Here is a 26,773-nt window from a genome sequence, read left to right on the forward strand (position 1 = left end):
CTATCCAGCGCAGCGTTGGGCCTGCCCATTGCTACGCCAATGGATTGTCGTTGGACCCAACGCACCGCGTTGGGCGCGCGCTACTTTGCCACAAAATGCTGAGTGCAAAGTTCAATCAAAGCCCCTAAATGATAACAATGGCAGAAGAATACTTCATCCCCCGCACCCTAAACTGTCAGATCGACCGCGCGGACGAAAGGTTCTCGCATAGCGACCTATTGGATTTACCCGCAAACCTCATCATCTTGGGCGAAGCCGGTATGGGCAAAACAGCGCTGTTGAATGAGCTCGCTGGCCCGCGCGCGAAATTCGTTTCTGCACAGCGCTTCATCAATTCTCCAGACCCCACCCAGATACTGGGCGATTCCGAATGCCTTCTGATTGATGCCCTTGATGAGACTCCCGCTTTCGCTGACGGTGGGGCGGTCAACCAAATCCTATCAAGGCTCGAAGCTTCCGGTGCTCCGCGTTTCATCCTCAGCTGCCGTTCAGAAGATTGGCAAGCTGCGACAACCAAAGCACTGATCAGCGAAACCTTTGGTGCGCCGCCCATCGAGATGCAGCTAACAGCGCTAGATGAGCAGCAGATTACTGTCTTTCTAGCTACCAGTCTGGGTGAAGATCGGGCGCGAGAGGTTTTCGCGACGTATCGGGAGCGCGGTCTTGATGAGTGGTTGGGGAATCCGCAGACGTTGATCATGCTGGCCGGAGTGGCTGGGCTTGGGGAGCTACCAACATCAACGGCTGCGCTGTTCAAACGATATATTGACCTGTGCTTGCAAGATGCAAACTTGGCCCGCCGGGCGCGTCAGGGCGAAACCCAACGCGAAACGGCTCTCGATACCCTTGGTGCGGCTTTTGCTGCGCTAATCCTGTCAGGAAAGGCGGCACTGGCGCGCCCGGAAGCAAACTATTCTGACGACGATTTGCGCTTGTCCGAATTGGTTGATTTACCAAACTTCGCCGAATGGGACGCTGTATCAGGCAATCGACTAATCAAAGTATATCGCGGTGATACCAATCGATTAACCTACGCCCACCGACGAATTGGTGAGTGGCTAGCAGCGCGTTGGTTGGCCCGTCAGTCGCACAGCGATATAGCTCGCGATAGACTGTTTGAGGCATTAACAGAAGGCGGCATTGTTCCTGCTAGTTTGCGTGGTCTCTTTGGATGGTTGGCGCAGGACTCATCACTTGCGATGCGGGTTATCGAGACCGATCCTATGGCGGTTATCGAATATGGTGATGCCGATGGACTGAGCGCGCAGGAAGGGCGCGCCCTGCTTGAAGCTCTAGAAAAACTCGCCGTAAGCGATCCATGGTTTTCTAGCTGGGGCAATTTCCGTGCGAAAGCACTGGTAAGCGGTGCCTTGCTGCCGCAAACATTGGCGGCGGTTCTCGACCCTGCGCGCGGCGATCGCCTGCGCATGCTGCTGGTTGGGCAATTCAAGAATGAAAAGTTGTCGCCAGATACAGTTGAAAGGCTGCATAAATTCGCGCTTGATACGGAGGTTTTTTACGCGCTTCGCGATGATGCAGCTGAGGCACTGATCGGTAATCTCTCACCTGATCAAATCCAAATTTTCGTCAAATCGTTGCGTGATCAAGAAACCCATGAATCCGCCCGCTTGGCGGCGCATATGATTCTCGAAGCCGGCATCGATATTTTTGATGATTCCGAAGTGGCTGAGACCATTATGGCGGTTGGCGGCTTTCCTATTTCTGGCAACACGATGGTAGGCGATGACAGAACTTCGCTCCGGACTTGGCGTTACCGGAACGAAGTTCCAGATCACCGCATCGAAGGCATTCTCGATCTGCTTGCGTATCATTCGACTACGCATCTACCTGAGTTTCGTAGCCTAGAATCGTCCGATATCATTAATTTGGGCGACGCATTGATAGCCCGACGATTGGTAATGGGGGATGTCGAGGCAGATCAATTGCTCAGGTGGTTAAAGGCCTTTGGTGGCCGAGACAGCTATTCTAAAGACGACAATAAAGCCATCGAAGACTATTTGCGCGAGAACCACGATATCCGCCAAGCAATGCAGCGCATGTGGTTTGAGGGAAAAGTAGGCGAAGAGGAATTTTGGGCAGCCACTTACAAAATAATCGAAGTCCACCGTCAGCTCGCCTTTACCGATGCTGACCTTGCGGAGTTCCTAAACACTGTGCCAGCCGACTTTGTGCCTTGGCAAACAGCGGTCCGCTTAATCCGTCATACGGAAACTGAGGGAGTCAAAACGCGCGCTTCATTGAAGCGCTTTGCGAAGAATGATGCCGATCTAAAAAGGTTTGTGCGAGATCTAGTTGACCCACCAAAGCGCGATTGGGAGATTAAGCGAGAGGCGAAGCAGGCAAAGCATACAGTAGAAAAGAACAAACGTTGGGATGGTTTCCGGCAAGGCATGGCTGAAGAACAGGCGATGCTCGAGCAAGGGCAATATGGCATTATCATGCAGGCCGCGAATGTTTACTTCGCGCGCTATTCGGACCTTCATGGTCTGGATTCGGCCCAATCGCGGCTCGACGCTCTATGCGGGCCTGATCTTATCCCTTCAGTTCTGACTGGGTTTGAAGCCTATCTCAACATTCTCCCGCCGTTTCCTCACGCAAAACTTGTGGCGAAAGACTACGGTGATCAGCGCGCTTGGAGCGCGCGCTACATTCTCCTTGCGGCGCTTGCCGAGCGTACCGAGAAGAATGGCAGCATCGAGCCGCTGACCAAAGATCAACTCATCGCAGCTCAACTTCATTTTGCAAACCAAGCCGCTAGCGGGGACGAGTGGAAGTCACTTGGAGAAGGACTGTGGGAGGCCATTCTTGCTGATCGAGAGATATTTGAAACCTATACGCGCCTGTTGGTAGAACCCTCGCTTAAGCGCCGCCAAGAGATCATAATGGGCCTGCACGAGGTGCTTCATCAGACAAAGGAACAATATGGCGACCTAATTGCCAATTTGGCAGAAGAATGGCTGCACAAGTTCCCCCGTATGCACAAAAGCCCTGAGGCGGCACTGATGGACGTCCTACTGCACCGCCACGACCATGGTGCTTTGAGGCCGTTGATTGCAAAGCGACTCAAGATGAAAACGTTGACCGAGGAGCGTCGTCGCAATTGGCTGGCCGCTGGCTTGATTTGCGATTTTGATCGTTATGCGCCTAGTGTTGAGCAGGCGGTTGAGCACGATCCGGCGCTGTTCTGGAGCATTCGCGAGCGGGTTGGTGCCCAACGCCCTTACGATGATATGCCCGATTCCATAGCCACGCATTTAGCAGTGTGGCTGGTTCAGAATTTCCGTGACCTTTTTCCTGTGGCGCAGCGCCCCAATTCCGTCACGTCCGGCGATACCAACCCATGGGATGCCACTGAAGGTATCAGCCGCTTGGTCGACCGTATTGGTGGCGATTTGTCAGACACTACTGAAGAGCTCCTCGAACAGCTGGCCGAAATTCAGGACGGCTATCGCGATCGAATATTGGCGGTTCTGGCTGAATATCGGCGGAACCGGGCAGAGCAAGGCCGGGCGACAATCGAAGTCGCTGCGCTTGCCGCGATGCTAAGCGATGGGCCCCCGCAGTCGCTGCGCGATCTACGCACAAAAATGCTTTATCTGTTCGATAAGGTTCAGGCTCAGGCACAGAGTAGCCCAACCGATAGCTGGGTAAATTTTTACCGTGATGATAAGAAAACGCCTCAGAACGAGGAACGCTGTAGCGACCGAATTGTTGAGATGCTTAGACAGCACGAATCAGTGATTCAGTTCAGCCCTGAAAAGCATCTCGGAAATGATCGAGAAGGCGATATCGCGTGCGAATATGGCAATCTGCATCTGCCTGTCGAAGTGAAAGGCCAATGGCACGATGAACTATGGCGCGCAGCCGATGAACAATTGGCAGCGCAGCAAGCCGTTGACCACAAAGCCGATGGCTATGGCATATTGCTTGTTTTGTGGTTCGGCGATTGCGGTAAGACATTGAAGGGGCCGCCGCGCGGATCAGGCATTTCAAAACCCACCAGTCCAGAAGAGTTGCAGTTGGCCTTGACTGACGTGAGTAAAGTGGCACGCGACGGGCGCATCGTCATTAAGGTGATCGATCTGACACGTGCTTGAGCAAGGCAGGGGAAGCAATCGACCGGGCCCCCAGCGGATAGAGGCGTGGGATTGGCAACCGCTCGAGGAAATCTCTTCACCGGCGGATACTGCCTCCCAGCAGCCTGAGCCCACGCTCGAAGTCCCGCAATTTGCTTTGGAAGACTATTGGTTGCGCGGCGGATATCGGGAAAGTTTGTCGGCTTCGACTGATGCGATTAGCGACGCATTTCTCGATAGTCTCATCGCAAACGAGCTGGCGCCTCTTCCTGCCAGGACTTCGCGTGGCGCGGAAATTGACCGTAGCCAGTTTCTCAAAGACTTAGCCCGCTACAATGGCTGTCCATTAGACTCGTTGTGGCGGAAAACTGGGTGGGATAAAGCCTCCTTCGACGATGTTATCGAAGGCCTAATCGACCGCCAGTTCATATTTCGCATTAAATATCTGCCAATGGATGATCGCAGCGATCTCTATTATTTTTGCGATACGGGCGTGCTACATCGTCTCTTCAATCCAAAGTGGAAACTGTCAGGCCAGGGCCAAGGGCATTTTGCCAATAGCTGGGAAGGGTTCGTCATCCGCACAATATTGAAACGATACGGCCGTCGCAACGGTGTGGATGCCGAGGTATTTGTGTGGCGCAGACCAACCGATGGCAATGACGAGATTGATCTCGTGCTGAGGTGGCCGAGTACAGATGAATGCTGGGCCATTGAGATAGGAGTGGGACGAGATAAAAAGCCATCGAAGGGTTTCTGGGTCGCTGCTTGTGAGTTGGGTGCGACAGATTTACGTATAATCCATCGCGGCATTTGCGAAGTTATCGGGGACTATGAAAGGGTGACCTTGGAGAGGTTTCTTACCCAATATTGAAGATACGGTGACATCCCCCTGGCGTTAGCCAATCAACAAACTTGCCATCAACGGCGACGGTTTCCGCATTCCGAGCAAAAACTTCCGCGCATCTTCGCTAGCCTTGTTAGCGGCATTCCCAAGTCGCTGCTGGACATCGCCGCCCATCTGACGGCCCTCTGCTATGAGCAGCACATCGTCGTTGATGAGACTGCGGCGATCGGCGGCGGCAATGCCGAGTTGCATATAGCGCCAGATCTCTCGGTAGTCCTTCGCGTGCTCGGCTAACTGAAACCAGTGATTGGCATGTCGCGCACGGTCATATCGCATGCGACCTGCTTTCGACGCGCTGCCGAGGAATCCATCACCCCAGTCACGCGCAAGAATTTCATCTGACTGCGGGTTGGCGGTACGGAACGAGGCTGACGTAATAGCAAGCGCCTGATCGGCCGCCAGCAATGATGCTGCACATCTAGCGATGAATGTGTCCAGCCAGTCACGTGAATTGCAAGCCTCAGCCGCAAGTACAAGGCGCTCAATCGCTTCATCGTCCTTGCATTGCTCAAATGCCAAACCACGCAAGTTGTCGATTTCCTCCGAACGTGCCGCTCGAAACAATGCGATTGTCCGAAGTGGAAGCTTAGCCCTACCGACCACGATGGTAACAATGGGGTCCACCTTCCAGACGTGTGCGAACAAGCTCGAGGCGACCGTCGAGTCAATCACTGCGTAGCTCTCGGCGAGGACTAGCGCGAAGCTTTGCAACTTTCGTAGCGTCGCTTCGTCCTCAATCGCTAGGATTTGGTCGATCCAGCCTTTGTGGCGAACGGGGTTTTCGATGGCTAGTTCCTTGAGGCCGAATGTCTGCGGCCTCACTGTCAGCATGCGCGCGCCTTCGTGCTCTAGATTGTCGAGAAAGCGATCGAACTGCTCGTGAAGCAATCGACGGCGCTCGGCGAACCGCGCACCAGTTTCGTCCGCTAGATCGGCGTTAAGTGCCTCCAACGCCTCTTCGGGCGGTCTCGACCGGTTTTCGCCACGATCTTTGATGTTGATCCGCGTATCACCTAGGCTATCACCTAGTTCTAGCGTGATCATGGCATCATTCGGTTCGCTTGCGTCGACCGGCTGCAACAAGCGCTCGATTGTCATATCGACTGCGCATACCAGTCGGGCGCGAGCTGCCGGCAAATGCACCGCCACCCAGTCTAAAAATTCGAGCGCCACCTGATCAATGAGATCGTCGCGGTTGCGTCGTGCCACAGCAACAGCAAAGGCCAACCGGCGAGCATTTGCCGTCCAGCTGCGATCGCTATCGTCGGGTGAGCCAAGCCCGAGTAGCGCGTCATCTATCTCTGCGTCGTCAATCTTGCGGACGAGTTCGGCCACAGCGGCCGCGACGCCGAGATGTTCGTCGGCGAGGCACGCGACGATTTTGTCGCGAAGGACGTCTGTGATCGCGGGTGGCGCCGCTGCTAAGAAGAGCAAGGTTCGCTCGAGCACGTGTCCGCCAATGCTGCTGGCTGTCGACAATCGTTCAGCAGCGTCTGTTGGATCAAACTGTCTAGCAAGCGCGTTATAACGCAGATAATAAGGAGCGTCCTCCGGTAGTGACAACAGCAGGTCAAGCTGGTCTCCTGCTTCCAGCCGCGGCATGATCCCTTCGACCATCATACCGAGAACGAACTCGGCATCGCCCGCTGGCACTAGTGTTGGATCATTTGACAGGTCAGCGAGCCGACCCTGCACCAGCGTAACTGTTTCGTTCGACAAGAGCGGGCTGAGCCAAGGCAAATGCCAGCCAAGCTGACGCAACGGCATGTCGTTGCGAACCGTCACTGTGGCGGCGACCCGATCGAGGAACCTTGTTAGTCTAGCCGGGTCGACGCGCAGCAAAGTACTTGTGCTGCGCTCAAGATCGTAATCTTCTGATGTTGTGCTCATGTGATTCCAGATTGCCGCTGGATCAATTTGGTCGATGGCGAACTGGAAACCGCCAGTCGGTTCCGGAAGAATTATGGTTGGGTCAAGCGCTTCCAGTGCATCAGGGCGGCTTCTTCGCACTGGCATCGGTTTGAGTCGCTCACTCTCCTGCTGGTCGGCAAGCGCTCCTAAGAAGCTCAGCGCGGTCGCTGCGACGGCATGCGCAAGCGGCGAAGCCTCTGCGACAACGAATGGCTCGATTTCACGATGAACGGCGGCAGAAGTCGCCTCAAAGTCAATACGATTGAGGCGTATAGCCCATGCAAGTTCGTCTAGCGGCGAGCGATGATCTCCCGCCAGGCGATGAGCGAACGAAAAGGCAATGATTCCGCGGGCGAAGGTTGATTGAGCGCGTCCGGCCATGTGCTGAGCTGCGACTACACCAAGCCCCACTGCACGCGGCAACTCGGGACAGTTTGTGTCGAACCACTTTCGCTCGTTATGCTGCAGTTCGCCTAGTCGCGTGTCAATTAGTTCGTCGCGTTCGCGCTGCCGACGCTCGCGCTCTTCGGACGGTCCGGAATTGCTGGCACTTCTGCACCAGCTGCCCAGCCAACGATCGGCGCGTTCCCCAATCGCGGTTGCGACTTCATCGCGCTGCTGTGCAAAGAGAAGAAAGCTGCCGAAGCGGCCATCATCGGTCTCGAGGTCACGAAATTCGAAGGCATCAAGGAATGGCCCAGGGTGTGCAGCTGTGTAGGGTAGCAGCCGCTCGTATATGTTGTCGGTCAAGTTTTGGAGTGACATCCAGCCGGCGACCAGCGCCGCAAGGCAGGCGTCGGGATAGTCTTCATCGAGCGATCCGATCGCAATCGCAGCGGTGAGAATATCGGCGAGCATGTCAAATCCGCGCACCGCATCAATTATCCCTTCGAGAGCTTCACCTAGCTCGAAACCGTCGCCCTGGGCGTCGTTCAGTTCGTCGGCGACGAGGAGCCCCAACGCGAAGTGCAGCGCCTCCGGCCGGAAGGCGTACTTGTTCTGCTTCGAGTCGAAAAACCGGCCCTCTTCGATGTCCGTCAAATCATCGCTGAGCCGCCGACCGTCGAGACGTTGGGCCGCGCCCGAACGCTTCCGCCATTCGTCGCGGTTGAAGTTTGTGCCTGGTCGTGCGCGGTAAGCATTTGCGTGGCGGATCAGCAGTTCTCGGAAGTCATCGTCTCCATGCCCGACGAGGTCGCCCCGTTCACGCAGCCGCGCGCGCCAGTACTCCATAAGCAATCGTTCGACGCTAAGATCCTCGATGCCCTGTAGTGTCGGCAGCAACGTGATCGCAAGTGCGCAGATCCTAGGCGTCCGCATGAAGCCGTTGAGGTGATCAGGTATTTGGCTGACCGGTATGGCGTTGAGCGCAAGCACTTCGGAAAACTCATCGTCCGAGTAGTCGCCGACGCTGACTTTCTCGACCGCGACATAGGAGAGCCTCGACGCGATCTCGCGATCCCAATATCCCTCGCGGCACGTTGCTACTATGGCGCCGCCAAGATCGCGTACGACTGGTAACAACACACGGATGATTGAAGCCCACGCCTTCCCACTAGTCTCGTTGAGCCCGTCGAGAAAGACAACGAACTTGTGATTGTTTGCGTTGCCTGCCGCCCAGCGCTCCAGTCGACGGCGCCACCGTGCGATTGCATTGCTATCGCGGTGGCCATCTTGAAGAGCTGCAAGGCGCGCAAGCATGTCGAAGGGTTCGTCATCAGGCGACAGTTGCTCTGCGATGCGGCCTGCCGACAGAAGGAGAATAGGCCGTGGATCTTGCGCGACCCACCATTGCGCAACTGCCCAAGACTTACCCGATCCTTCGCCTCCCAGCACAGCAACCAAGGTACGCCCCTCGGGATCGGCGCGCGCCACGCTGAACGCGCGGCCCAATTCAGCTTGGATCACTGGGCGGCTGATCGAACGGGCGGTTGAATCGAGCGGGGCAAGGTATTGCGAAAAGTGCTGCTGTGCGAGTTGCTGGTCGGCAAAACGCAGCTCGATCCAGGCAGTGTTGCGCTCACGCAAGGCGTCGAGTCCAAGGCTCCCAGAGGTTAGCGCGTCGAGTAATTGCTTTTCGGCGACCGCGAAGTTGGCGTGTTTCGCGACAAATTCCAACCCCTTCTCAAAGCCAGCAAAGTCTAGTGGGGCGAGTCGGGCCTGTGCCCAAGGGAGCAACTCGGCGCTTGCAGCGGCGAGCAGTACGGCAAGTGGCGGTAGCCCTGTCTCTGCCCAGTCCAGATTGAGCAGGCTGACGCCAGCGCTCTCTAGAATCTCTTCGAGCATTTTTTCAGTTGGTTCGCTCGTTTCGACCGTTGCGGCGAGCACCCAGAGATCAACCTTGTCGGCAAGCGCAAAGGCGGCGAGTGAAGATTTTCCTGCCAGCGCCTCGAGCGGCACGGATTTGGTATAACGTTTAGCTTCCATTGCGATTGCGAACGGTGCGTTGGGCGTAGCGGCATCGCGGCCAAACTGTGCGCCCGAGCGCGCGAGTCTGAATGTATAGCCACTTACAGTTGCGAGAGCTTGAGCTATCAATCCTTCGAAACCGTCCGGACCGGCCGGTTGTTCCCATCGCCTAAGAACATCTCGGAGAGTGTCTAGCACGGTAGCAGGGGCGGCTGTCTTTGGTTTCTTTGCCATTACCTCCACTTAAGAAGTCAGGGAGGGAAAGGGAAGAACGTCGCCTCATTTGCGGTTAGTTTCGCACCTCATTCCCGCCGTCGCTAGACGATTGAAGGCCCACTTCAACCGATAAAATAGTAGCGACGCTGTGGCCGCTTGTGGACTGCCGGTTTTGTGGTAACTCCATATTAGGTTAGAAACATGCCCTTTTACTGGAAGTTCTGACGATAATGGCAAATTTGACTGAAGAGCAAAAAACTTCGATTGTCAGTATGTTAGCATGCTTTCGCAAGCCTTCTGAGATCATTCGGTGCTTCCAGTTGGAATTTGGGATCACAATCAATCACAAGCAGATCGGCCGCTATGACCCGACGCGCCCATATTTCGCTGGTGGCAAGAAGTGGCGGGCGATCTTCGCTGTCCGCCGTGAAACATATCTGTGCGACGTCTCTGCAGTGCCGATCGCTCATCAAGCTTACCGTCTTAGTCTCCTCCAAGAGGGTGTCGAAATGGCGAAGCGGGCGGGAAACTGGAAGCTGGTGGCTAAGCTTGCAGAACAAGCTGCGAAAGAGGTGGGTGGTGTGCTGACGAACCGTAACAATCTCAATGTGGACGAACACGGGCCGTCTACACGGGACTTTTCATTAAAGGATCGCCAGGCCGCACTTGCTGAGATTATTGGCCGAACCAAGGTTGCCTTGCGAGAGCGAGACGAAGAAGCCGTCCACTGATGTTAGGCTGGTGGATGGCTAATCCGACGGTATCGTCCGAAATCGGCCATAGATTGTAATTCGTGTGTAACTAGGATGGGAAAGATAGGGCAATTGTTGGCCGTTGCAGGTAACGCTGATTCTACACAAATCTCTACCTATCAGCTATTTAGGCCCTCGTGGGGTATCGCGGGAAATCTCGGAGCTTGGACTTAAAATCCCCTGATCATTGATCGTGCTGGTTCGAGTCCAGTCACCCGTACCAGTTGCCAGATCTAGAGGTCCCAAGCGAAGAGCCGGTAAATAGCTCGCCGAATACATTTCCTGCTCGGTGTTTCTACCTACGTATTGTGCAGCCAGTTGCTATCCGTTTTTGCCTACATCCTGCGTCAATCGTCCAGCATTGTGCCATGGCGGTTGTAGACGGAGAATTGTAATGCAAGGCATGCCAGCGCCGCTTCAGCCATCGGTCGAGATGGAGGTCGAAGACCGGACTGCGCCACGATTCACCTTGCTCATACGCGCTGCTAAGCTGGTCATTGAAGACCAGGAATATCTATGCGTGGTTCGCGATATATCTGCGACTGGCGCAAGTATCAGAAGCTTTCATCCAGTGCCAAAAGGCGCTCGGCTCGCATTGGAATTTCAGTCTGGGCCGCGCTATGCGGCTGATTTGATTTGGGAGAGAGACAGCGAAGCTGGCTTTCAATTCCATACGGCAATCGAAGTCGACGACATTCTTTCTGGCTATACCGACCACCCGAGGCGCGACTTGCGATTCGCGCTTGAATTGCCTGCTAAGCTTCATTGTGCAGGGCGCAGCTTGGATGTGAATATGCTTAACTTATCGCGGCAAGGGAGCGCAATTGAATGCGCGATTGCGCTGTCGATTGATCAGCCGGTTCGGATCGAGGCAGAAGGTCTACCAGAGATTGAGGCGCGGGTCCGCTGGCGGAAGGACGGCCGGTACGGTCTCGTGTTCCACAGCACCTTCTCGATCAGCAATCTTGCTCTGATGATCCGCAACCTTAACGAGCGGACCCGCATGAGGGGGGCTTCAAAAGCGGTTAAAACTGCCAGTGACCCAAGAGCTTCTGCGGAATTCGAGAAGTCGGGACCCCCTCTTTCAGCCGAAAATTGCGCGGCGCGTTAACCATCCGCTAACCAATTTCCTTCACCTCCGAACAGCACATGAATCCCGGGGGCCTGAATGACCAATCTGAATAACGCAAACCTTGCTGGAGAGCTGGACGTTGATGTCGCCATCATCGGAGCCGGGCCAGCAGGGCTAACCGCAGGATATTTGCTGACCAAGCAAGGCAAGAGCGTCGCGATCATCGAGAAAGATGAAACCTATGTAGGCGGTATCAGCCGCACTGTGGAGCATGAGGGATATCGTTTTGACATTGGCGGCCACCGGTTTTTCTCCAAAAGCCAGCAGGTCGTGGATCTGTGGAATGAGATTCTACCCGACGATTTTATCCAGCGTCCGCGAATGAGCCGGATTTACTACGAAGGTAAATTCTATTCCTATCCGTTGCGGGCCTTTGAAGCATTGGGAAATCTTGGTATTTGGCGTTCGACCGCCTGCATGGTCAGCTATCTTCGTTACAAGCTGTTTCCGATTGCCGAGGTCAAGAGCTTCGAAGACTGGACCACCAACCAGTTTGGCCACAAACTCTATTCGATTTTCTTCAAGACCTACACCGAGAAAGTCTGGGGCATGCCGTGCGACGAGATGAGCTCCGATTGGGCAGCTCAGCGGATCAAGGGCCTCAGCCTGTGGAGCGCCGTGATTGACGGTTTAAAACGCTCGATGGGCCTCAACAAAATTCCGAATGACGGTCAGGCCGCCAAGACATTGCTCGAAACATTCCGCTACCCGCGCCTTGGCCCGGGCATGATGTGGGATGCCGCGCGTGATAAAGTTATTGCTGCTGGTGGCACCGTGATTATGGGCCATGGCCTCGAACAGCTTGCTAGCGACGGTGAGAATGGGTGGCGCATGACTGCGACCGCCAAAGATGGCAGGAAGATTGTGGTGAAAGCGAAAGACACGATCAGCTCTGCGCCGATGCGCGAACTGGCTGCGCGTTTGCACCCGCTGCCCGACACGACTTGGAATGCATCAAAGTTGAAATATCGCGATTTTCTTACTGTCGCGCTTAAGATTAGATCCGAAGATCTTTTCCCGGACAATTGGATCTACATTCATGATGATAAGGTCCAGGTTGGCCGCGTGCAAAATTTCCGCAGCTGGTCACCCGAAATGGTCCCTGATGAGGGCGTAGCCTGCGTGGGCCTCGAATATTTCTGTTTCGAAAATGATGGCCTCTGGTCTTCCTCTGACGATGATCTCATTGCCCTTGCCACCGAGGAGATGGAAATCCTCGGCCTGTGCGATCCCAAGGATGTAATCGGCGGCGCAGTGGTCCGTCAGGAAAAAGCCTATCCTGTTTATGACGAGGATTATTCGGCCAATGTCGAAGCGATGCGCGACGAATTGGAAGAGAAGCACCCGACGCTCCATCTTGTTGGCCGCAACGGGATGCACCGCTACAACAATCAAGATCACGCAATGATGACCGCGATGCTAACGACCGAGAACATTATCGCGGGCGAACGCATCTATGACACTTGGTGCGTCAATGAAGATGCCGAATATCATGAAGCAGGGAACGAGGGCGCTGAAAAGGCAATCCCGGCGCGAGAAACTTCAGATGAAGCAGCCGGTCCTGCGATCAGCGCTGATCAGGCTGCGGCGCTCAATTCGCTGATGCCGGTACCGGAGCGGATTAAGCCAAAGGATGACCGTAAGGTCGCATGACGGCTCTGGGAGGAAGTACGCAGTGATAACCTATCTGCTGAAATTGCGCGATGTGCGGCTGCTGCGCTATTTAATGGCCAGCGTCGGTGCGTTGGCAGTTGATGTTGGTTGCTTCTTGCTGTTGCTTTCTGGCGGAGTGCAGGCAGCCTTCGCTTCGGCGATAGGTTACAGCGCCGGTATTGCGGCCCATTGGTTGCTGTCCAGCCGTGCTGTCTTTACCGATACGGTCGCGGAACGCGGCCACCAGCGGACCCGTCAAAAGGCATTGTTCGTGCTGTCTGCATTGGCCGGTCTTGCGCTGACTACAGCTATTGTCGGGTTTGCGGACTATGTATTGTTTGACCCGCGACCGGCAAAATTGGTGGCGATTGCCGCCAGCTTTACGGTCACCTGGCTAATTCGTAGCCGGGTTGTTTTTCGTTCTGAGGGTTAGGCCCGCAAAATGAGCCCTGCCAAATGAGCCCCGCCAGATGACTACAGACCGCCGCAACCGCGGGCATGAACGCCCCAACACACGCATCGCAATTATGTGGCTTGTTGTGTCGGCGATATTCCTTGCAGCCGGTTGGCAGCGATTGCAGCAAGGCCAGTTTCCCGATCCCGACGACGCCATGCGGCTAGTCCAAGTCCGCGATTTGCTAGCGGGCCAGTCATGGTTTGACCTTCATCAATACAGGCTCGGTTCGTCCGATGGGGTGTTGATGCATTGGTCGCGCTTGGTTGATATTCCGATCGCCTTGGTTGTGCTGATCCTAAGCCCGATAATCGGGGTTGCGGCGGCCGAATCCTCTGCAATGGTGGCCGTGCCTCTCATGACCCTCGGCGCAATTCTGTTTGTTTTGGGCCGTCTTGCTTGGCGATTATTCGATGCCGATATCGCCGGATATGCATGTCTTTGCATCGGCTTGCTGGCGCCAGTTGTGTTTCAGCTCCAACCTATGCGGCTGGACCATCATGGCTGGCAGATATTCACAATTGTTCTCGCCCTTTGGGCCATATCAATCCGCTCTCCGTTGAAAGGCGGAGCTATCGCAGGAATTGCAATGGCAGTTGGTGCATCGATCTCGGTAGAGATCTTGCCAATGGCCGCAGCTTTTGGTGCCCTGCTCGTTTTGCGCTGGTTGCGAAACCGAGACGAGCGCTGGTGGCTCGTCAGCTATATGCAGGCGCTCGCGCTGTCTCTGTGTGTAGTTTTTCTTGCCACGCGCGGAATCACCGATCTAGCAAATCATTGCGATGCTATTGCCCCTGCGCATCTCGGGTTCTTTATCATCGCAGCGATTGGCACGGGTGTGATTGCGGCTGCACCTAAGGTCCCGCCAATTGCCTTGATTGGCTTGCTTGGTTTAACTGGTATGGCCGCTTTGTCTTTCTTCGGATTGTCAGCGCCAACCTGTTTGGCGGCACCATTTGCGGAGCTTGACCCGGCAGTGCGCAATTTCTGGTATCTCAATATCTCCGAAGGCCGCCCGCTGTGGGAACAGGATTTGTGGACTGCTTTGCCAAGCTTCCTGCAATTGCTGATTAGCTTGGGAGCGGCGCTGATGCTTTTTGTAGGATCGCGTGATTGGCTGCGTCAATGGTGGGGTGAATATGCTATGCTGTTACTCGCCAGCATCATTTTATCTGTATTCGTCTGGCGTTCGGCTGCCTTTGCCGGTGCCCTGTCCGCGATACCGTTGGCGTGGCTGGCGGCGCGCTTGCTCGCCGCAATCCGGCATACATCGGGTGCGGCTTCCAAAGCGGTAGGCGCAATCGCTATCATTCTGATTCTGCTGCCTGCCACTCCGATCACCTTATATCGTAGCTTTGCAGCTAAGCCCGAAATTCCGCCGACCAGTGCTGTCGCTGACTCGCGTTGCGATATTCAGGACCATGCGGAGAAGCTGGCAAATTTGGAAACCGGGAGGATTCTCGCGCCGCTCGATATCGGTCCGTCAATCCTGCTGAAATCGGGCCATAGCGTGCTGGCAACCTCGCACCACCGCGCCGAAATGGCGATGCGCGATGTGATTGTCGCATACACAAGCGTTCCGGCAGAAGCCCGTCCGATCCTGCGAGACCGCGACATCGACTATGTTGTGATGTGCACCGATTTGGTCGAACCCAAGCTTTATGCAGACGCCAATCCGGATGGCTTGGCCGCAAAGCTCTTGGCTGGTGAGAGCCCAGAATGGCTGGAGCCGGTTGTTATGGATGGCCCCAAAGAATTCCAGGTCTGGCGCATTCGCTGATTTCGTGCAGTCCTGTTCAGCCGGCAATGAAATCCATCGCGACGCCGTTCATGCAATAGCGTTTGCCGGTTGGTCTTGGTCCATCATTGAAGACATGGCCCAGATGCCCACCACATTTTGCACAAAGCACCTCGGTTCGAGGATAGCCGAGCTTGTAATCGGTATCGGTTGCAATTGCGCTGGGCAAGGGTTTCCAGAAGCTAGGCCAGCCCGTCCGCGAGTCAAATTTGGTGGATGAGGAATAGAGTCGGTTGGCGCAGCCGGCGCAGGCGAAAATCCCCTTGCGCTTTTCTTTGTCGAGCGGCGAGCTGAAGGCGCGTTCGGTGCCAGCCTCTCGCAACACATAATATTCGGCCTTGGTAAGCTGCGCGCGCCATTGTGCATCGGTTTTTCGCACGGGAAATGTCCGCGCTTCAGCTGGCGCGCTGCCGCACGCTGACAGGACTGGCAAAGCCGCGCCTGCCGATAGCCAACCGATGAAGTTTCGACGGGTGGGCCTCGCATGGCTGGTGAAATTATCGGCCATATTCTTGTGTCCTATTTAAAGTCGCTCTTACCACCATATACGGAAAGCGGGCCCAAAAGGTTTCACATCATGGCAGACAAAATCAAAACTCGGTGACTTCAACCTCTAGCTTGCGGAAGCCATGGACGAAGTTCGCTTTCACCCGCTCGACATCGCCAGCAACATGCACCCGCATCCGGCGCTTGTGCATTTCCTCCAACAAAATCCGCAATTGCAGCTCTGCCAGGCGCGCGCCGACACAGCGGTGGATGCCGTAACCAAACGCCAAATGGCGACGTGCATTGTCACGCGTAATATCCAGCTTGTCGGGATTCTCGAACACGGTTTCATCGCGGTTGGCGGACAGGTACCACAGGACCATCTTGTCGCCCTTCTTGATTTGCTCTCCGAACAATTCGGTATCTTCCGAAGCTGTGCGGCGCATATGGGCGAGCGGTGTTTGGTACCGAATACATTCCTGCACCGCATTGGGGATCAGATCGGGCTGTTCCTCGAACAATTTGCGTTGGTCAGGGAATTTGTCGAAGCCGTGAATAATGCCCGACATGGTGTTGCGGGTGGTGTCATTTCCGCCGACGATCAACAGGATCAGATTGCCCATAAATTCGCGCGGTTCCATTTGGTTCATCGCTGGCGAATGGATCATCATTGAAATCAAGTCGGGTCCGGGCTCTTCTTGCGAGCGCTTCATCCACAATTGCTGGAAGTATGCGCCCATTTCGTGGAGCACTTTTTCGCGTTCGGACGTTAAATCTTTGACCGTCGCGATTTCAGTGTCGCCAGCCCAATCGGACCAATAGGTCAGCAAGCGGCGGTCTTCCCATGGGAAGCCGAACAATATCGCCAACATTCCGGTTGTGAGTTCGATTGAAACAGTGTCGACCCAGTCGAACACCTCGCCCCTTGGCAGCGAATCCAGTACTTCGCCTGTTCGTTGGCGGATCTCATCGTCCATCCGCTTCATTTCCTTGGGGGTGAAGGCGGGGGCAACGGTGCGGCGCTGGCCCGTATGTTTGGGCCGGTCCATCGCGATGAACATCGGGAGTTCTAGGCCTTCCGACTCTTCGCGCTCAAGAATGGTGATGCCGCCATGTTCCCAGCTGGAGGAGAACAATTCGGGCAGGGCTTCGATATGCTGGATCGCCTTATTGCTGACGACATTCCAATATGGGCCGTAGGGGCTCTCAGGCACATAATGCAGCGGTCCTTCGGCGCGCATCTTGGCAAAAATGGGTTGCCAAGTGTCGTTGAAATAAATGTCGCTACGGCTGACATCATTGGGATGCGTGTGCTTAGGAGTATCCTCTGGATGCTGCTCAAGATGCCTTACCAGCACTTCATAGGCTGTCGGCGAGGTATGGAATACGGGCTTTTCGGGCGCAATCGTGGCCATATGATTTCTCTCCTTCACCGCACCCGTTACTCGGGAGTCGGCATTATGGTGCCATCCTGCCGTTACTTACCTCAATGTCAATAGTGGGTTGCGATTTGCGACTTATCCTTGCGCCGAAACGACAGGAAACTGCCGCGCTTTGAAGTCTTTGCCCCGCGAGGGCCAGATTTCATCACCCGGCGCTTGAACAGCGCAGCACCCAATTTGACGAATACCACCACGCACAGCGCCTGCCACCCGATTGCGAGTAAATGGGGCCATAGCGTTTCAAGCTGTGCAGCGCGGGCCAGCATTGCGAAGGGTGAGCTGAACGGCACGGCTACCGCTGCCAATTCCATCGGTGATCCGGGCCGCGACATTGCATATGTGGCAAAGAAGAAAACCAGCAATTGCAGCATTGTTACCGGCATCGACATCATTTGCACATCGCGCACTGTCGCCGCCATCGATCCGATCGCAAGGAACAGCGAACCAAGGATGAGATAGCCCATCGCAAAATAGACGACCGCTAGACCAAAGAATAATGGCCAGCCCACTGCGGGCGCGGCGAAAGTCGCTGTTTCGAACCCGCCAAGGAAGAATATGGCGCTGCCAGTTAGGCCCCACACCGTAATCCCCACTAGCGACACGCCGAGCATGGCAAACAATTTACCAAGGAACACTGCATCCATCGGGATTGCTGCGGCCAGCACTTCGATGATCTTATTGCCCTTTTCCTCGACCAGGTTCGACAGAACCATACCGCCCAGCAACATCGTCAGCAGAAACAACAGCATTTGGCCAACCTGCGCTGTCTGCACTCGGTTGCGTTTCACATCCGCCCCGCTGGTGGCAACGATGTCGCCGCTTACTTTGGGGAAGGTGCTGGGTGAATTACCCAGACTGGTCGCTGCGATAAGCCCCACCGGACCGCTCCAGCGGTTAATCTGCCCCTCGGGCGCAGTAATCACCGGCGCTTCGCGAGATCCGCTGACAATCGCAGCGTAATTGCCTCGCTTTTGCTGCAGCATTGCCTTGAGCGAGTCCCCTTTCTCGGGCGGATCCAGCGCAACCATATCAGGGATATAGCCACCCATTTCCTGTTGCAGCAATTTTGCGGATTGTAGCATCGCTGCGCTTTCGGCTTCGCTCATCGCAATGCCGATTTCTACTGAGGAAGTCTCCTGTTGGACCTTGCTGCCGATTCCACCGGCAAGGCCGCCGACGAGGACCGGGAACAGTGGCCCAAGCAGGAAGAAGAAGAATGACCTGCTGAACAGGATCGCCAGGAAATCACGCCGAGCGATAACGTAGGCAGCTTGGAGAATGGAAAGGCGGGAAGTTTTGTGGAGTGTATGAGTGCTCATTTTGCGGCTCCCGCTGCATTGTCCGCTTCGAGCGCGCGAGCGGCGGCTTCTCCGGCAATATGAACAAAGGCATCGTGCAATCCGGCGCGCTCGATTGACAGTGACAAGATACCGGCATCTCCCTCGATCAGCGCCTTTAGCAGGCTTTCAATCCCGCTTTCAGGCAAAGAGAAATTCCAGAAATTGCCTTCGCGGCGTGCATCATCCGGCAACGCATTGCGCCAGCGGCCATCGGTCGCGCGTGTTTCCAGCCGGACTTGTGCGGGAATCCGGTCGCGTGCGGCCTCAACCGAACCGGCATAGGGGACCTTGCCACCAGCAATAATCGCCACGCCTTCACATAGACGTTCGGCATGATGGATCACGTGGGTGGAGAAAATGACCGTCGTTCCCTGTTCGGCAAGTTCGCGGATCATCCGTTCCAATTTGCCTTGATTAATCGCATCAAGCCCTGAAAAAGGCTCGTCCAGCACCACCAGCTTTGGCCGGTGGACCAGCGTGCCGAGCAATTGCACCGTTTGCGCCATTCCCTTCGACAATTGGCGGATTTGCCGGTCGGCGGCATGGCCAAGATCATGCTTCTCGAGCAGTTCGCGGCCTCGCTTACGGCCTTCTTCCAGCGGAAGGCCCCGCAATGCGCCCATAAAGGCGATCGCTTCATAGGCTTTCATGGCGGGATAGAGCCCGCGTTCCTCTGGCAAATAGCCGATCAGCTTGGCTATTTCATGCGGGCGGTCATGGCCGAACACACGGCGCACACCAGCGTCGGGATCGATTATGCCCAGCAGCATCCGCAATGTCGTTGTTTTGCCAGCACCGTTTGGGCCCAAAATGCCGTAAATCGCGCCCTCGGGCACAGCCAAATCTACACCGTCGACAGCGGTCGTGCCTTCAAAACGTTTGACCAATCCTCGTGCCTCGATGGCCAGCGGACGGATATCATCCGCAATTGGCGTGCGGTCAGAAATCAAGTCTTCGGAAGGCATGTGGTTGTCCTCGACGGGCGATTCGCTTAGCGGCATATGCATCCGCGCTGGTTAACCTTGGCGTGTGAACGGGAGTAACCCCAAAAATGGTTAACGCCGCAGTAGTGAATGGGCTTAAGCACGACCTTGTGGCCGAGGCAACGCGGCTCGGCTTTGTCAGCGTGGGAGTGGCAAGCGCGGAGACTGACCCAGTGCAGGCCAAGCGGCTGCATGAATGGTTGGATGCAGGCCATCACGGCACGATGGAATGGATGCAGGACCGCGCCGATGTGCGGCAGGGCCCACAAAGCATGTGGCCAGAGGCGCAAAGCGTGATCGCTTTGGGGATGAGCTATGCTCCTGAAGCAGACCCGCTGGCGCTCGAAGGTATTGGTGATAAGGCGCGGATATCAGTATATGCGCAGGGCCGCGATTATCACGACACGGTGAAAAAGGCTCTGAAGGCGCTGGCCCGCTGGCTGGTTGCCGAGGCTAAAAAACGCGGGATGGACGAGCCGCAATTGAAAGTGTTCGTCGACACTGCCCCGGTGATGGAAAAGCCGCTCGGTCAGGCGGCGGGAATCGGCTGGCAGGGGAAACACAGCAACCTGGTCAGCCGCGAACATGGCAGTTGGCTGTTCCTTGGCGCGATATACACTACCGTCCCGTTCCGGCCTGACGATGCGGAGGAGGATTTTTGCGGTTCGTGCACTGCCTGCCAGACTGCGTGCCCCACCGATGCCTTTCCGCAGCCCTATGTGGTCGATGCGCGGCGCTGCATTTCCTATCTGACAATCGAGCATAAGGGTCCGATTCCTGAAGAATTCCGAGAGGCGATGGGCAACCGGATCTACGGTTGCGACGATTGTCTGGCCGTATGCCCATGGAACAAATTTGCCGAAACGGCTGCGCGGCATAAGGCATTTGCACCGCGAGAAGAGCTGATCGCGCCGCGTCTGGCAGATCTTCTTGCGCTCGATGATGCAGCATTTCGGACGTTGTTCTCCGGCTCACCGGTCAAGCGGATAGGCCGGAACCGGTTCGTAAGAAATTGCCTGATTGCCGCAGGAAACAGCGGTGAGTCTGCCTTGGCGCCGCAAGTGGAATTACTGTCGGGTGATGCAGATCCGGTGGTTGCCGAAGCTGCCAATTGGGCTCTGAACCGACTTAGATCAGCGACTTAAGCGGAACCTCGACATCGGCGAGGCTGTCAGCATCAAGCACTACTCTGGCTTCGACAAGTTTGCGGCCTTGCACATAATCCTTTGTGTTATTAACGCAGTCGAGCGCAATTACGCGGCCTTCTTTCAGGTAAATCACTGAGAATTTCCGGTCTGCCGGATCGCCGCGCACAACTGTCTGGTCATAACCAATCGACAAGCCGGCGGTTTGCAGTTTCAGATCATATTGGTTGGACCAGAACCAAGGGAATGCGTGATAGGGCTGTTTATCGCCCATGATGCTCTTGGCGGTCGTGGTTGCCATATCATTGGCGTTCTGGACCGATTCCACCCTGATTACCGCGCCATCGGCAAAATCATTGGCATGGGCGGCGCAGTCCCCAATCGCATGAACATCTTCGAGTGTCGTGCGGCAGTACTCATCCACATCAACGCCATTTCCGCCGGATGCTCCCGCAGCGATAAGCGGGCCGGTTGACGGCACGATACCAATCCCGACAATCACCATATCGGCGGGTATTTCTTCCCCGTCAGCCAGCCTGACCGCGCTGACTTTGCCATCAATTCCTAGGATGCATTCGGCGCTGGCTTCCAGCCGTAAATCAACTCCGTTCGCTCGGTGTTCGTCTTGATAAAATTCGGAAAGATCTTTGCCTGCAACTCGCGCAAGGACACGCGGGAGTGTTTCCAATACTGTGACCTGCCGGCCCAATTTGCGCAGGACTGCCGCTGCTTCCAACCCGATATAGCCGCCGCCGATAACCACCGCGCGCTTTGCTCCGCCTGCCAGCTGCGTCACTATGCGGTCGGCATCAGCGCGATTGCGGATCGTGTGGATCCCTTCAAGCTCGGCGCCGGGGCAAGACAATCGCCGCGCATCGCCTCCCGTTGCCCAGATCAACTTGCGATAGGACATTTTGGTGTCATTACCGAGCGTGACTGTCTTTCCGACCGGATCAACTTCGACCACTGCATGGCCAAGCCTGACATCAATGCCCTTATCGCCCCAAAAATGCGGAGGCCTGATTTGAATACGCTCGAACGTCTTTTCGCCCGACAGATATTCCTTTGACAAGGGCGGGCGTTCATAGGGGAAATCACGTTCGCGCCCGATCATTGTGATCGTGCTGTCATGGCCGTTCTGGCGCAGCGCAATTGCCGCCTGCGCCCCTGCGTGGCCGGAGCCTACGATAATGATATCTGCGTGATCCATGCCAGTCCGATTGGCGCAAACCAGCGCCGGGTCAAGTCTGAAGCGGGTAAATCATCTTCCCAAGAGGTTGCGCGCCTGACTGGCAATCTGGGCTAGCATAGCTGGGGCGACAACGGCTTGAGCCTGTGCCCTGGTGATCATCGACCGGAACTGGCGGATTGAAGGAGAATGGTCTTCAGACCAGCGCGCCACGGCATCTGGCATGTCTTCTTTTGCGCCTTTACGGCGTGCCAGCCGCCGCAGCAGATCAAGTCGCATTTGCTGAAAATCACGCGCCAATCCATCGACCAGCAGGCGCTCCCAAACGTCAGACGGGCTCATCAAAGCGGCGATTGATTGCGCCCAATCGATCCCGAGTTTCTCGCCGACAGCGGTGAAGGCTCGGGTCAAATCCTTGGGCTCGATTCCAGCATCTTCGGACAAACGGGCAAGGCCGACCGAGCCATCCAAATCGAACAAATGGGCGACCTCGACTGCAAGTTTCTCTGGTGCACCAGAAGCAATGAAACTGTCGCGGAGCTTGGAAGATTGGTGCCGAGCTTCGCCAGCGAGCAATTGATCGCTAGAGCCTGATAGAATGTGAACTCCTTTGCCCAACTCATCGATAATTGCGGCTGGATTGACTTGGCCGGATGAAGTGCGCAGCACATCTGACATCAGATTGCCGGCGGCTGCCGAGAGGCGTTCAAACAGCATCAACCGAGCGCTTTCCGGCATTTTGGCGTGGTCGAGGCGGTCCCACAATTCATTCAAATTGAACAAATGTTCGGCGGCCACGAATGCAGCGGCCACTTGCGCCAATTCGACGCCCTCTTCCTCAGCCAGTTCGAAGGGATGGATCATACCAAGCCGGTTGACGATTTGGTTGGCTAGTTTGGTTGCGATAATCTCGCGCCGCAACCTGTGGCCCTCGATTTGGTCGCTGTATTTCTTGCGCATGGGTAGTGGGAATGCCGCAAGCAAAGTGCCGGCCAGAGTCGCGTCATCAGGAAGCGCGCTGTTTTCTATTGCGTCCTGGAGGACCAATTTGGCCGAGGACAGCAGAATAGCCATTTCCGGCCTAGTCATGCCAATCCCGTCAGCCGCACGGCGCAGCAATGTTTGATTGTCAGCCAAGCCTTCGGTTTGCCGGTCGAGGTTGCCGCTCTCTTCAAGCGTATCAATCAGGTGAATTTGTGCTGGAACAGCGCGAGCGCCGCCAATTTCAGCAACCGAAAGCGCCAGCGCTTGCAGCCGGTTGTTTTCCAAAACAATCGCTGAAACTTCATCGGTCATCGATTCTAGTAAAGCAATGCGCTTGGGCTCTGACAGCTTGCCTGCGCGTTTAGCGGCAGCCAGCGCAATCTTGATATTTACCTCGTTATCCGAACAATCGACGCCGGCTGAATTGTCGATGAAGTCGGTATTAATCCGCCCGCCTTGCATCGCGAACTCTATCCGCCCCGCTTGGGTCACGCCCAGATTGGCGCCTTCACCGATAACTTTCGCACGCAAGGATGTTGCGTCGACTCGCAAACTGTCATTGGCCGGATCGCCGACCTGAATGTTGTTTTCTTTCGATCCCTTAATATAAGTGCCGATGCCGCCGAACCAGATCAGGTCCACCGGTGCGGTCATAATCGCGGAAATCAGCGCTTCAGGCTCGATTTCCCTCGCTTCAAGACCCAGTGCCTTCTGCGCGGCGGCTGATAGCTTGATCAGTTTGGAGCTGCGTGAAAAGACGCCGCCGCCCTTGGAAATCAGCGTCTTGTCATAATCGTCCCAGCTAGACCGCGGTAGGTCGAACAGACGCTTCCGTTCGTTCCAGCTGGCCGCTGGGTCAGGGTCGGGATCGATAAAAATGTGACGGTGGTCGAAGGCGGCAAGGATGCGGATCGATTTTGAAAGCAACATGCCGTTGCCGAACACATCGCCCGACATATCGCCGCATCCGACCACGCTAACGGGATCGGATTGAACATCGACACCCAATTCGAGGAAGTGGCGCTGCACCGAAACCCACGCACCCTTGGCGGTGATGCCCATCGCTTTGTGGTCGTAGCCATTTGACCCGCCGCTGGCGAAGGCATCATCGAGCCAGAAATCGCGGCTTTCGGCGATTCCATTGGCAACGTCGGAAAATTTCGCAGTTCCCTTGTCTGCTGCGACGACGAAATAAGGGTCTTCCCCATCCAGCGGCATCACCGCATCAGGGTGGACGACCGCATCTTCGACGATGTTATCAGTGATTGATAGCAAGGTGCGGATGAATATCTCGTAACTTGCCTGCCCTTCGGCGGCCCAACCGTCGCGGTCCTTTTCAGATGATGGCAACTGTTTGGGATAAAACCCGCCCTTCGCGCCAGTCGGCACGATCACGGCATTCTTCACCCTCTGGGCTTTCATCAACCCGAGAATCTCGGTGCGAAAGTCATCGCGGCGGTCCGACCAACGAAGCCCGCCTCGCGCGACGGCACCAGCGCGCAAATGGATGCCTTCGACGCGCGGCGAATAAACAAATATCTCACGCCAAGGAACGGGCTTTGGCAGGCCCGGCACCAGATCGGACTGGATCTTAAACGCCAAGGCTTCGGCTGCGGCAGGAGCGAAAGAATTGGTCCGCAAGATGGCTTTGACCAGAGCATAATAGAGCCGAAGCAGCCGGTCATCATTGATCGCGGCCACTTTGGAAAGTCCCGTTCGGATTGCGCCATCAGCCTCTGTAATCGCGGCCGCGCGGTCACCGCCAAATTGCGGGTCGTGTGCGGCCACAAAGCGGCTCACCAAAGCCCGGGTAACGGCTGGTGCGTGGCGTAGCGCATCGACCACCGTATAGATGGTGAACCCCATCCCTGCCTGCCGCAAATAGCGGTAAAATGCGCGCAGCCACTCAGCCTCCCGCGCAGCAAGCCCGGTGCCGATCACCAGCCGGTTGAACGGATCATCTTCTGCTGAATGGTTGAGGACAGCGGCGATGGCGTGCTCGATTGTATCAGCGCGTTCGAGAATTGGTTCTGTCTTTACGCCTTCAGGCAGCGCCAGCATGAAATCGTGCAGCGTGCCAAGCTTGCCATCATCGAGCGACGTTGGATTTTCGGAAAGCACCTCGAACCCGAAATTTTCCAGTGCCGGGACAGCATCGGACAGCGGCAAAGCGCCTTCATGTTCATAGACTTTGAGGCGGAGCGCGCCCTCTGGGTCGCCATCCATCCGGTACAGTCGCGCATCGCGTTGCAAATTATGGGCGGCCGTGTGCTCGCCGCTGTCGATCTGCAGCAAATGCCGCATCCGGCTGATATCGCGTGCTGCCTCTAGGGGGCCATATTCGGAGCGGTAACTGGCGGGAAAAATATCTGCATAGCGCGTTGCAATGGCAGCTGCGCGGCCAGCTTCTTCGAATTGGCTAAGCTCATGCTCAACCGCTTCGGCCCAGCCGCGAAGCATGGTCTGCATGCGCTTCTCCATCGCCGCTTCGTCATAAGGCCTATTGGCTGTGCGGATATCCAAAACGAAGCGCAACATTGCTAGATTGCCGCCTTCGACTTGCAAGCTCCAGTCGAGCATCTGCGCGCCAGCACCTTCTTCAAGCAGAGACTGGATCTGTTCGCGGACCTGAGTGGATAGCATATCGCGCGGCAACCACACGAAGGCGAACAGATGGCGTTCGAGTGGAGCAGCCACGATCGCCAGACGCGGGCGGGGCCGGTCCACCAACCCCATCATAGCGGTTGCAACGCGGGCAATATCTTCGTCAGAAAAGCCGATTAGCAAATCATGCGGTAATGCGGTGAGAGCATGGACCAAAGCCTTCCCGGCGTGACCATCACGGGCAAAGCCGAATTGCGCCATCAGATCGGTCATTTGAGTGCGAAGGCGTGGAACCTCTGCGGGAGGTGCAGCGAGCGCTGCGCTGGTCCAGACGCCGGCGTGGACTGACAGAGCGGTAACTTTGTTGCCTTCACTCAGCGGTACTATGAACAGATCGAGCGGAACCCGGCGGTGGACGTTGCCCACCAAATTGGCTTTGATAATCAGTGGTACGCGGCTGCCCCGATTGGCATTATCGTCGAACCAAGCGAATGCCCGGTCGAAAGATTGATCGGCAAGAATTTCCCCGGCACTCTTGCGGCAAATTCCGAGCTTGCCCGTTTGTGTGCCGTCACGTTTGCGGGTCAAATGGCCCAGTTGCGTAAGCATTCCGTCATCCAGCCAGCCCAGCAACGCAGCACCTTCGGTTTCGCCGACCATGGCAATATCGTTCTGCATAGCGGTGCGGATTTTGGACCAGTCGGTCACCGCTGCGCGCACATCGGCCAAGGTGATTCTCAAAACCCGCTCCAGTTCGCGGCGTTGCTTCGCATCGATCCGGTTGGTTTCGATGTAAATCATCGATTCGCGAGGGGCTGGATTACCCGGCTTATCTGGGCTGATCTTTTCGAGTTCGCCGCTCTTCGCTCGCTCTGCGCCCACCACCGGATGGAGCAGGCGGTCAATCGCAAGTCCTTGTGCCGCAATCGTGGCTGCAACAGAATCCACCAAAAACGGCATATCGTCATTGATAATTGCGATACGCATGAAGCGGCGATCATCGCTGGCGCTTGCCAACGACAATGCTGACCGGTCCGGCTCGCGCCGTGCGGCTGCATCGAGCAAGAACGAGGCGGCTTCGCGCACTTTGTCGGTCTCAAAAGGGGTGTCGCCGGGGAGCAGGGAGTCGCGCATAATATCGGTCAGCGCGCCTAGCAAAGCAGAATTAGCTGACAATCTACGGGCCGGTATCTTGGCCGACTTAGCGGGCGTCGCAGCCTTTTTCGATCCCATCCGTCATGCTCCCAATGGGCAATGGGCCGGTTTTTCCG

The 26,773-nt window shown here is 56.0% G+C and carries 15 protein-coding genes; 8 read left to right on the forward strand and 7 right to left on the reverse strand.

What is annotated here, in order from left to right:
• Positions 1 to 137 precede the first annotated feature (137 nt).
• Complete coding sequence (locus GRI36_RS02915) at positions 138 to 4,118, forward strand: NACHT domain-containing protein (protein ID WP_160597103.1); 3,981 nt, start codon at positions 138 to 140, stop codon at positions 4,116 to 4,118.
• Positions 4,111 to 4,971, forward strand: coding sequence for a DUF4143 domain-containing protein (locus tag GRI36_RS14005; RefSeq protein ID WP_160597104.1), 861 nt, complete (start codon positions 4,111 to 4,113; stop codon positions 4,969 to 4,971). The genes GRI36_RS02915 and GRI36_RS14005 overlap by 8 nt, the downstream gene beginning before the upstream one ends.
• A 24-nt stretch (positions 4,972 to 4,995) precedes the next feature.
• On the opposite strand, the gene GRI36_RS02925 is transcribed toward GRI36_RS14005, so the two are convergent.
• Positions 4,996 to 9,558, reverse strand: coding sequence for a PDDEXK family nuclease (locus tag GRI36_RS02925; protein ID WP_160597105.1), 4,563 nt, complete (start codon positions 9,556 to 9,558; stop codon positions 4,996 to 4,998).
• Positions 9,559 to 9,770: 212 nt separating this feature from the next.
• On the opposite strand from GRI36_RS02925, the gene GRI36_RS02930 reads away from it, so the two are divergent.
• The 5 genes from GRI36_RS02930 to GRI36_RS02950 all read left to right on the forward strand — a co-directional run bounded on the left by GRI36_RS02930 (position 9,771) and on the right by GRI36_RS02950 (position 15,311).
• The gene (locus GRI36_RS02930; RefSeq protein WP_160597106.1) at positions 9,771 to 10,271 is read left to right on the forward strand and encodes a DUF2280 domain-containing protein; all 501 of its coding nucleotides are present in this window, start codon (positions 9,771 to 9,773) and stop codon (positions 10,269 to 10,271) included.
• 415 nt (positions 10,272 to 10,686) lie between these two features.
• Positions 10,687 to 11,403, forward strand: coding sequence for a PilZ domain-containing protein (locus GRI36_RS02935; protein ID WP_160597107.1), 717 nt, complete (start codon positions 10,687 to 10,689; stop codon positions 11,401 to 11,403).
• A gap of 57 nt (positions 11,404 to 11,460) precedes the next feature.
• On the forward strand, positions 11,461 to 13,077 hold the full coding sequence (locus tag GRI36_RS02940; RefSeq protein WP_160597108.1) for an NAD(P)/FAD-dependent oxidoreductase: 1,617 nt from the start codon (positions 11,461 to 11,463) through the stop codon (positions 13,075 to 13,077).
• A gap of 22 nt (positions 13,078 to 13,099) precedes the next feature.
• On the forward strand, positions 13,100 to 13,510 hold the full coding sequence (locus tag GRI36_RS02945; protein ID WP_328598340.1) for a GtrA family protein: 411 nt from the start codon (positions 13,100 to 13,102) through the stop codon (positions 13,508 to 13,510).
• 37 nt (positions 13,511 to 13,547) lie between these two features.
• Positions 13,548 to 15,311, forward strand: a complete 1,764-nt coding sequence (locus GRI36_RS02950) for a hypothetical protein (protein WP_160597110.1) — start codon at positions 13,548 to 13,550, stop codon at positions 15,309 to 15,311.
• A gap of 16 nt (positions 15,312 to 15,327) precedes the next feature.
• Here the strand turns inward: GRI36_RS02950 and msrB are convergent, their stop codons facing one another.
• From msrB to GRI36_RS02970, 4 genes are all read right to left on the reverse strand, one after another.
• Positions 15,328 to 15,837, reverse strand: coding sequence for a peptide-methionine (R)-S-oxide reductase MsrB (msrB, locus tag GRI36_RS02955; RefSeq protein ID WP_160597111.1), 510 nt, complete (start codon positions 15,835 to 15,837; stop codon positions 15,328 to 15,330).
• Between the two features lie 82 nt (positions 15,838 to 15,919).
• On the reverse strand, positions 15,920 to 17,230 hold the full coding sequence (locus tag GRI36_RS02960; protein ID WP_160597112.1) for a cytochrome P450: 1,311 nt from the start codon (positions 17,228 to 17,230) through the stop codon (positions 15,920 to 15,922).
• 77 nt (positions 17,231 to 17,307) lie between these two features.
• Entirely contained in the window at positions 17,308 to 18,576 is a 1,269-nt protein-coding gene (locus GRI36_RS02965; protein WP_160597113.1) for an ABC transporter permease, read from the reverse strand.
• Complete coding sequence (locus GRI36_RS02970) at positions 18,573 to 19,562, reverse strand: ABC transporter ATP-binding protein (RefSeq protein ID WP_160597114.1); 990 nt, start codon at positions 19,560 to 19,562, stop codon at positions 18,573 to 18,575. The genes GRI36_RS02965 and GRI36_RS02970 overlap by 4 nt, the downstream gene beginning before the upstream one ends.
• 86 nt (positions 19,563 to 19,648) lie before the next feature.
• On the opposite strand from GRI36_RS02970, the gene queG reads away from it, so the two are divergent.
• Positions 19,649 to 20,725, forward strand: a complete 1,077-nt coding sequence (gene queG, locus GRI36_RS02975; protein WP_160597115.1) for a tRNA epoxyqueuosine(34) reductase QueG — start codon at positions 19,649 to 19,651, stop codon at positions 20,723 to 20,725.
• On the opposite strand, the gene GRI36_RS02980 is transcribed toward queG, so the two are convergent.
• Positions 20,709 to 21,935: an NAD(P)/FAD-dependent oxidoreductase gene (locus tag GRI36_RS02980; RefSeq protein WP_160597116.1), complete on the reverse strand. Its 1,227-nt coding sequence runs from the start codon at positions 21,933 to 21,935 to the stop codon at positions 20,709 to 20,711. The genes queG and GRI36_RS02980 overlap by 17 nt on opposite strands.
• 51 nt (positions 21,936 to 21,986) lie before the next feature.
• Complete coding sequence (locus tag GRI36_RS02985) at positions 21,987 to 26,735, reverse strand: NAD-glutamate dehydrogenase (RefSeq protein ID WP_160597117.1); 4,749 nt, start codon at positions 26,733 to 26,735, stop codon at positions 21,987 to 21,989.
• Positions 26,736 to 26,773 lie beyond the last annotated feature (38 nt).

The sequence above is a fragment of the Pontixanthobacter gangjinensis genome (assembly GCF_009827545.1).
Lineage (GTDB): Bacteria > Pseudomonadota > Alphaproteobacteria > Sphingomonadales > Sphingomonadaceae > Pontixanthobacter > Pontixanthobacter gangjinensis.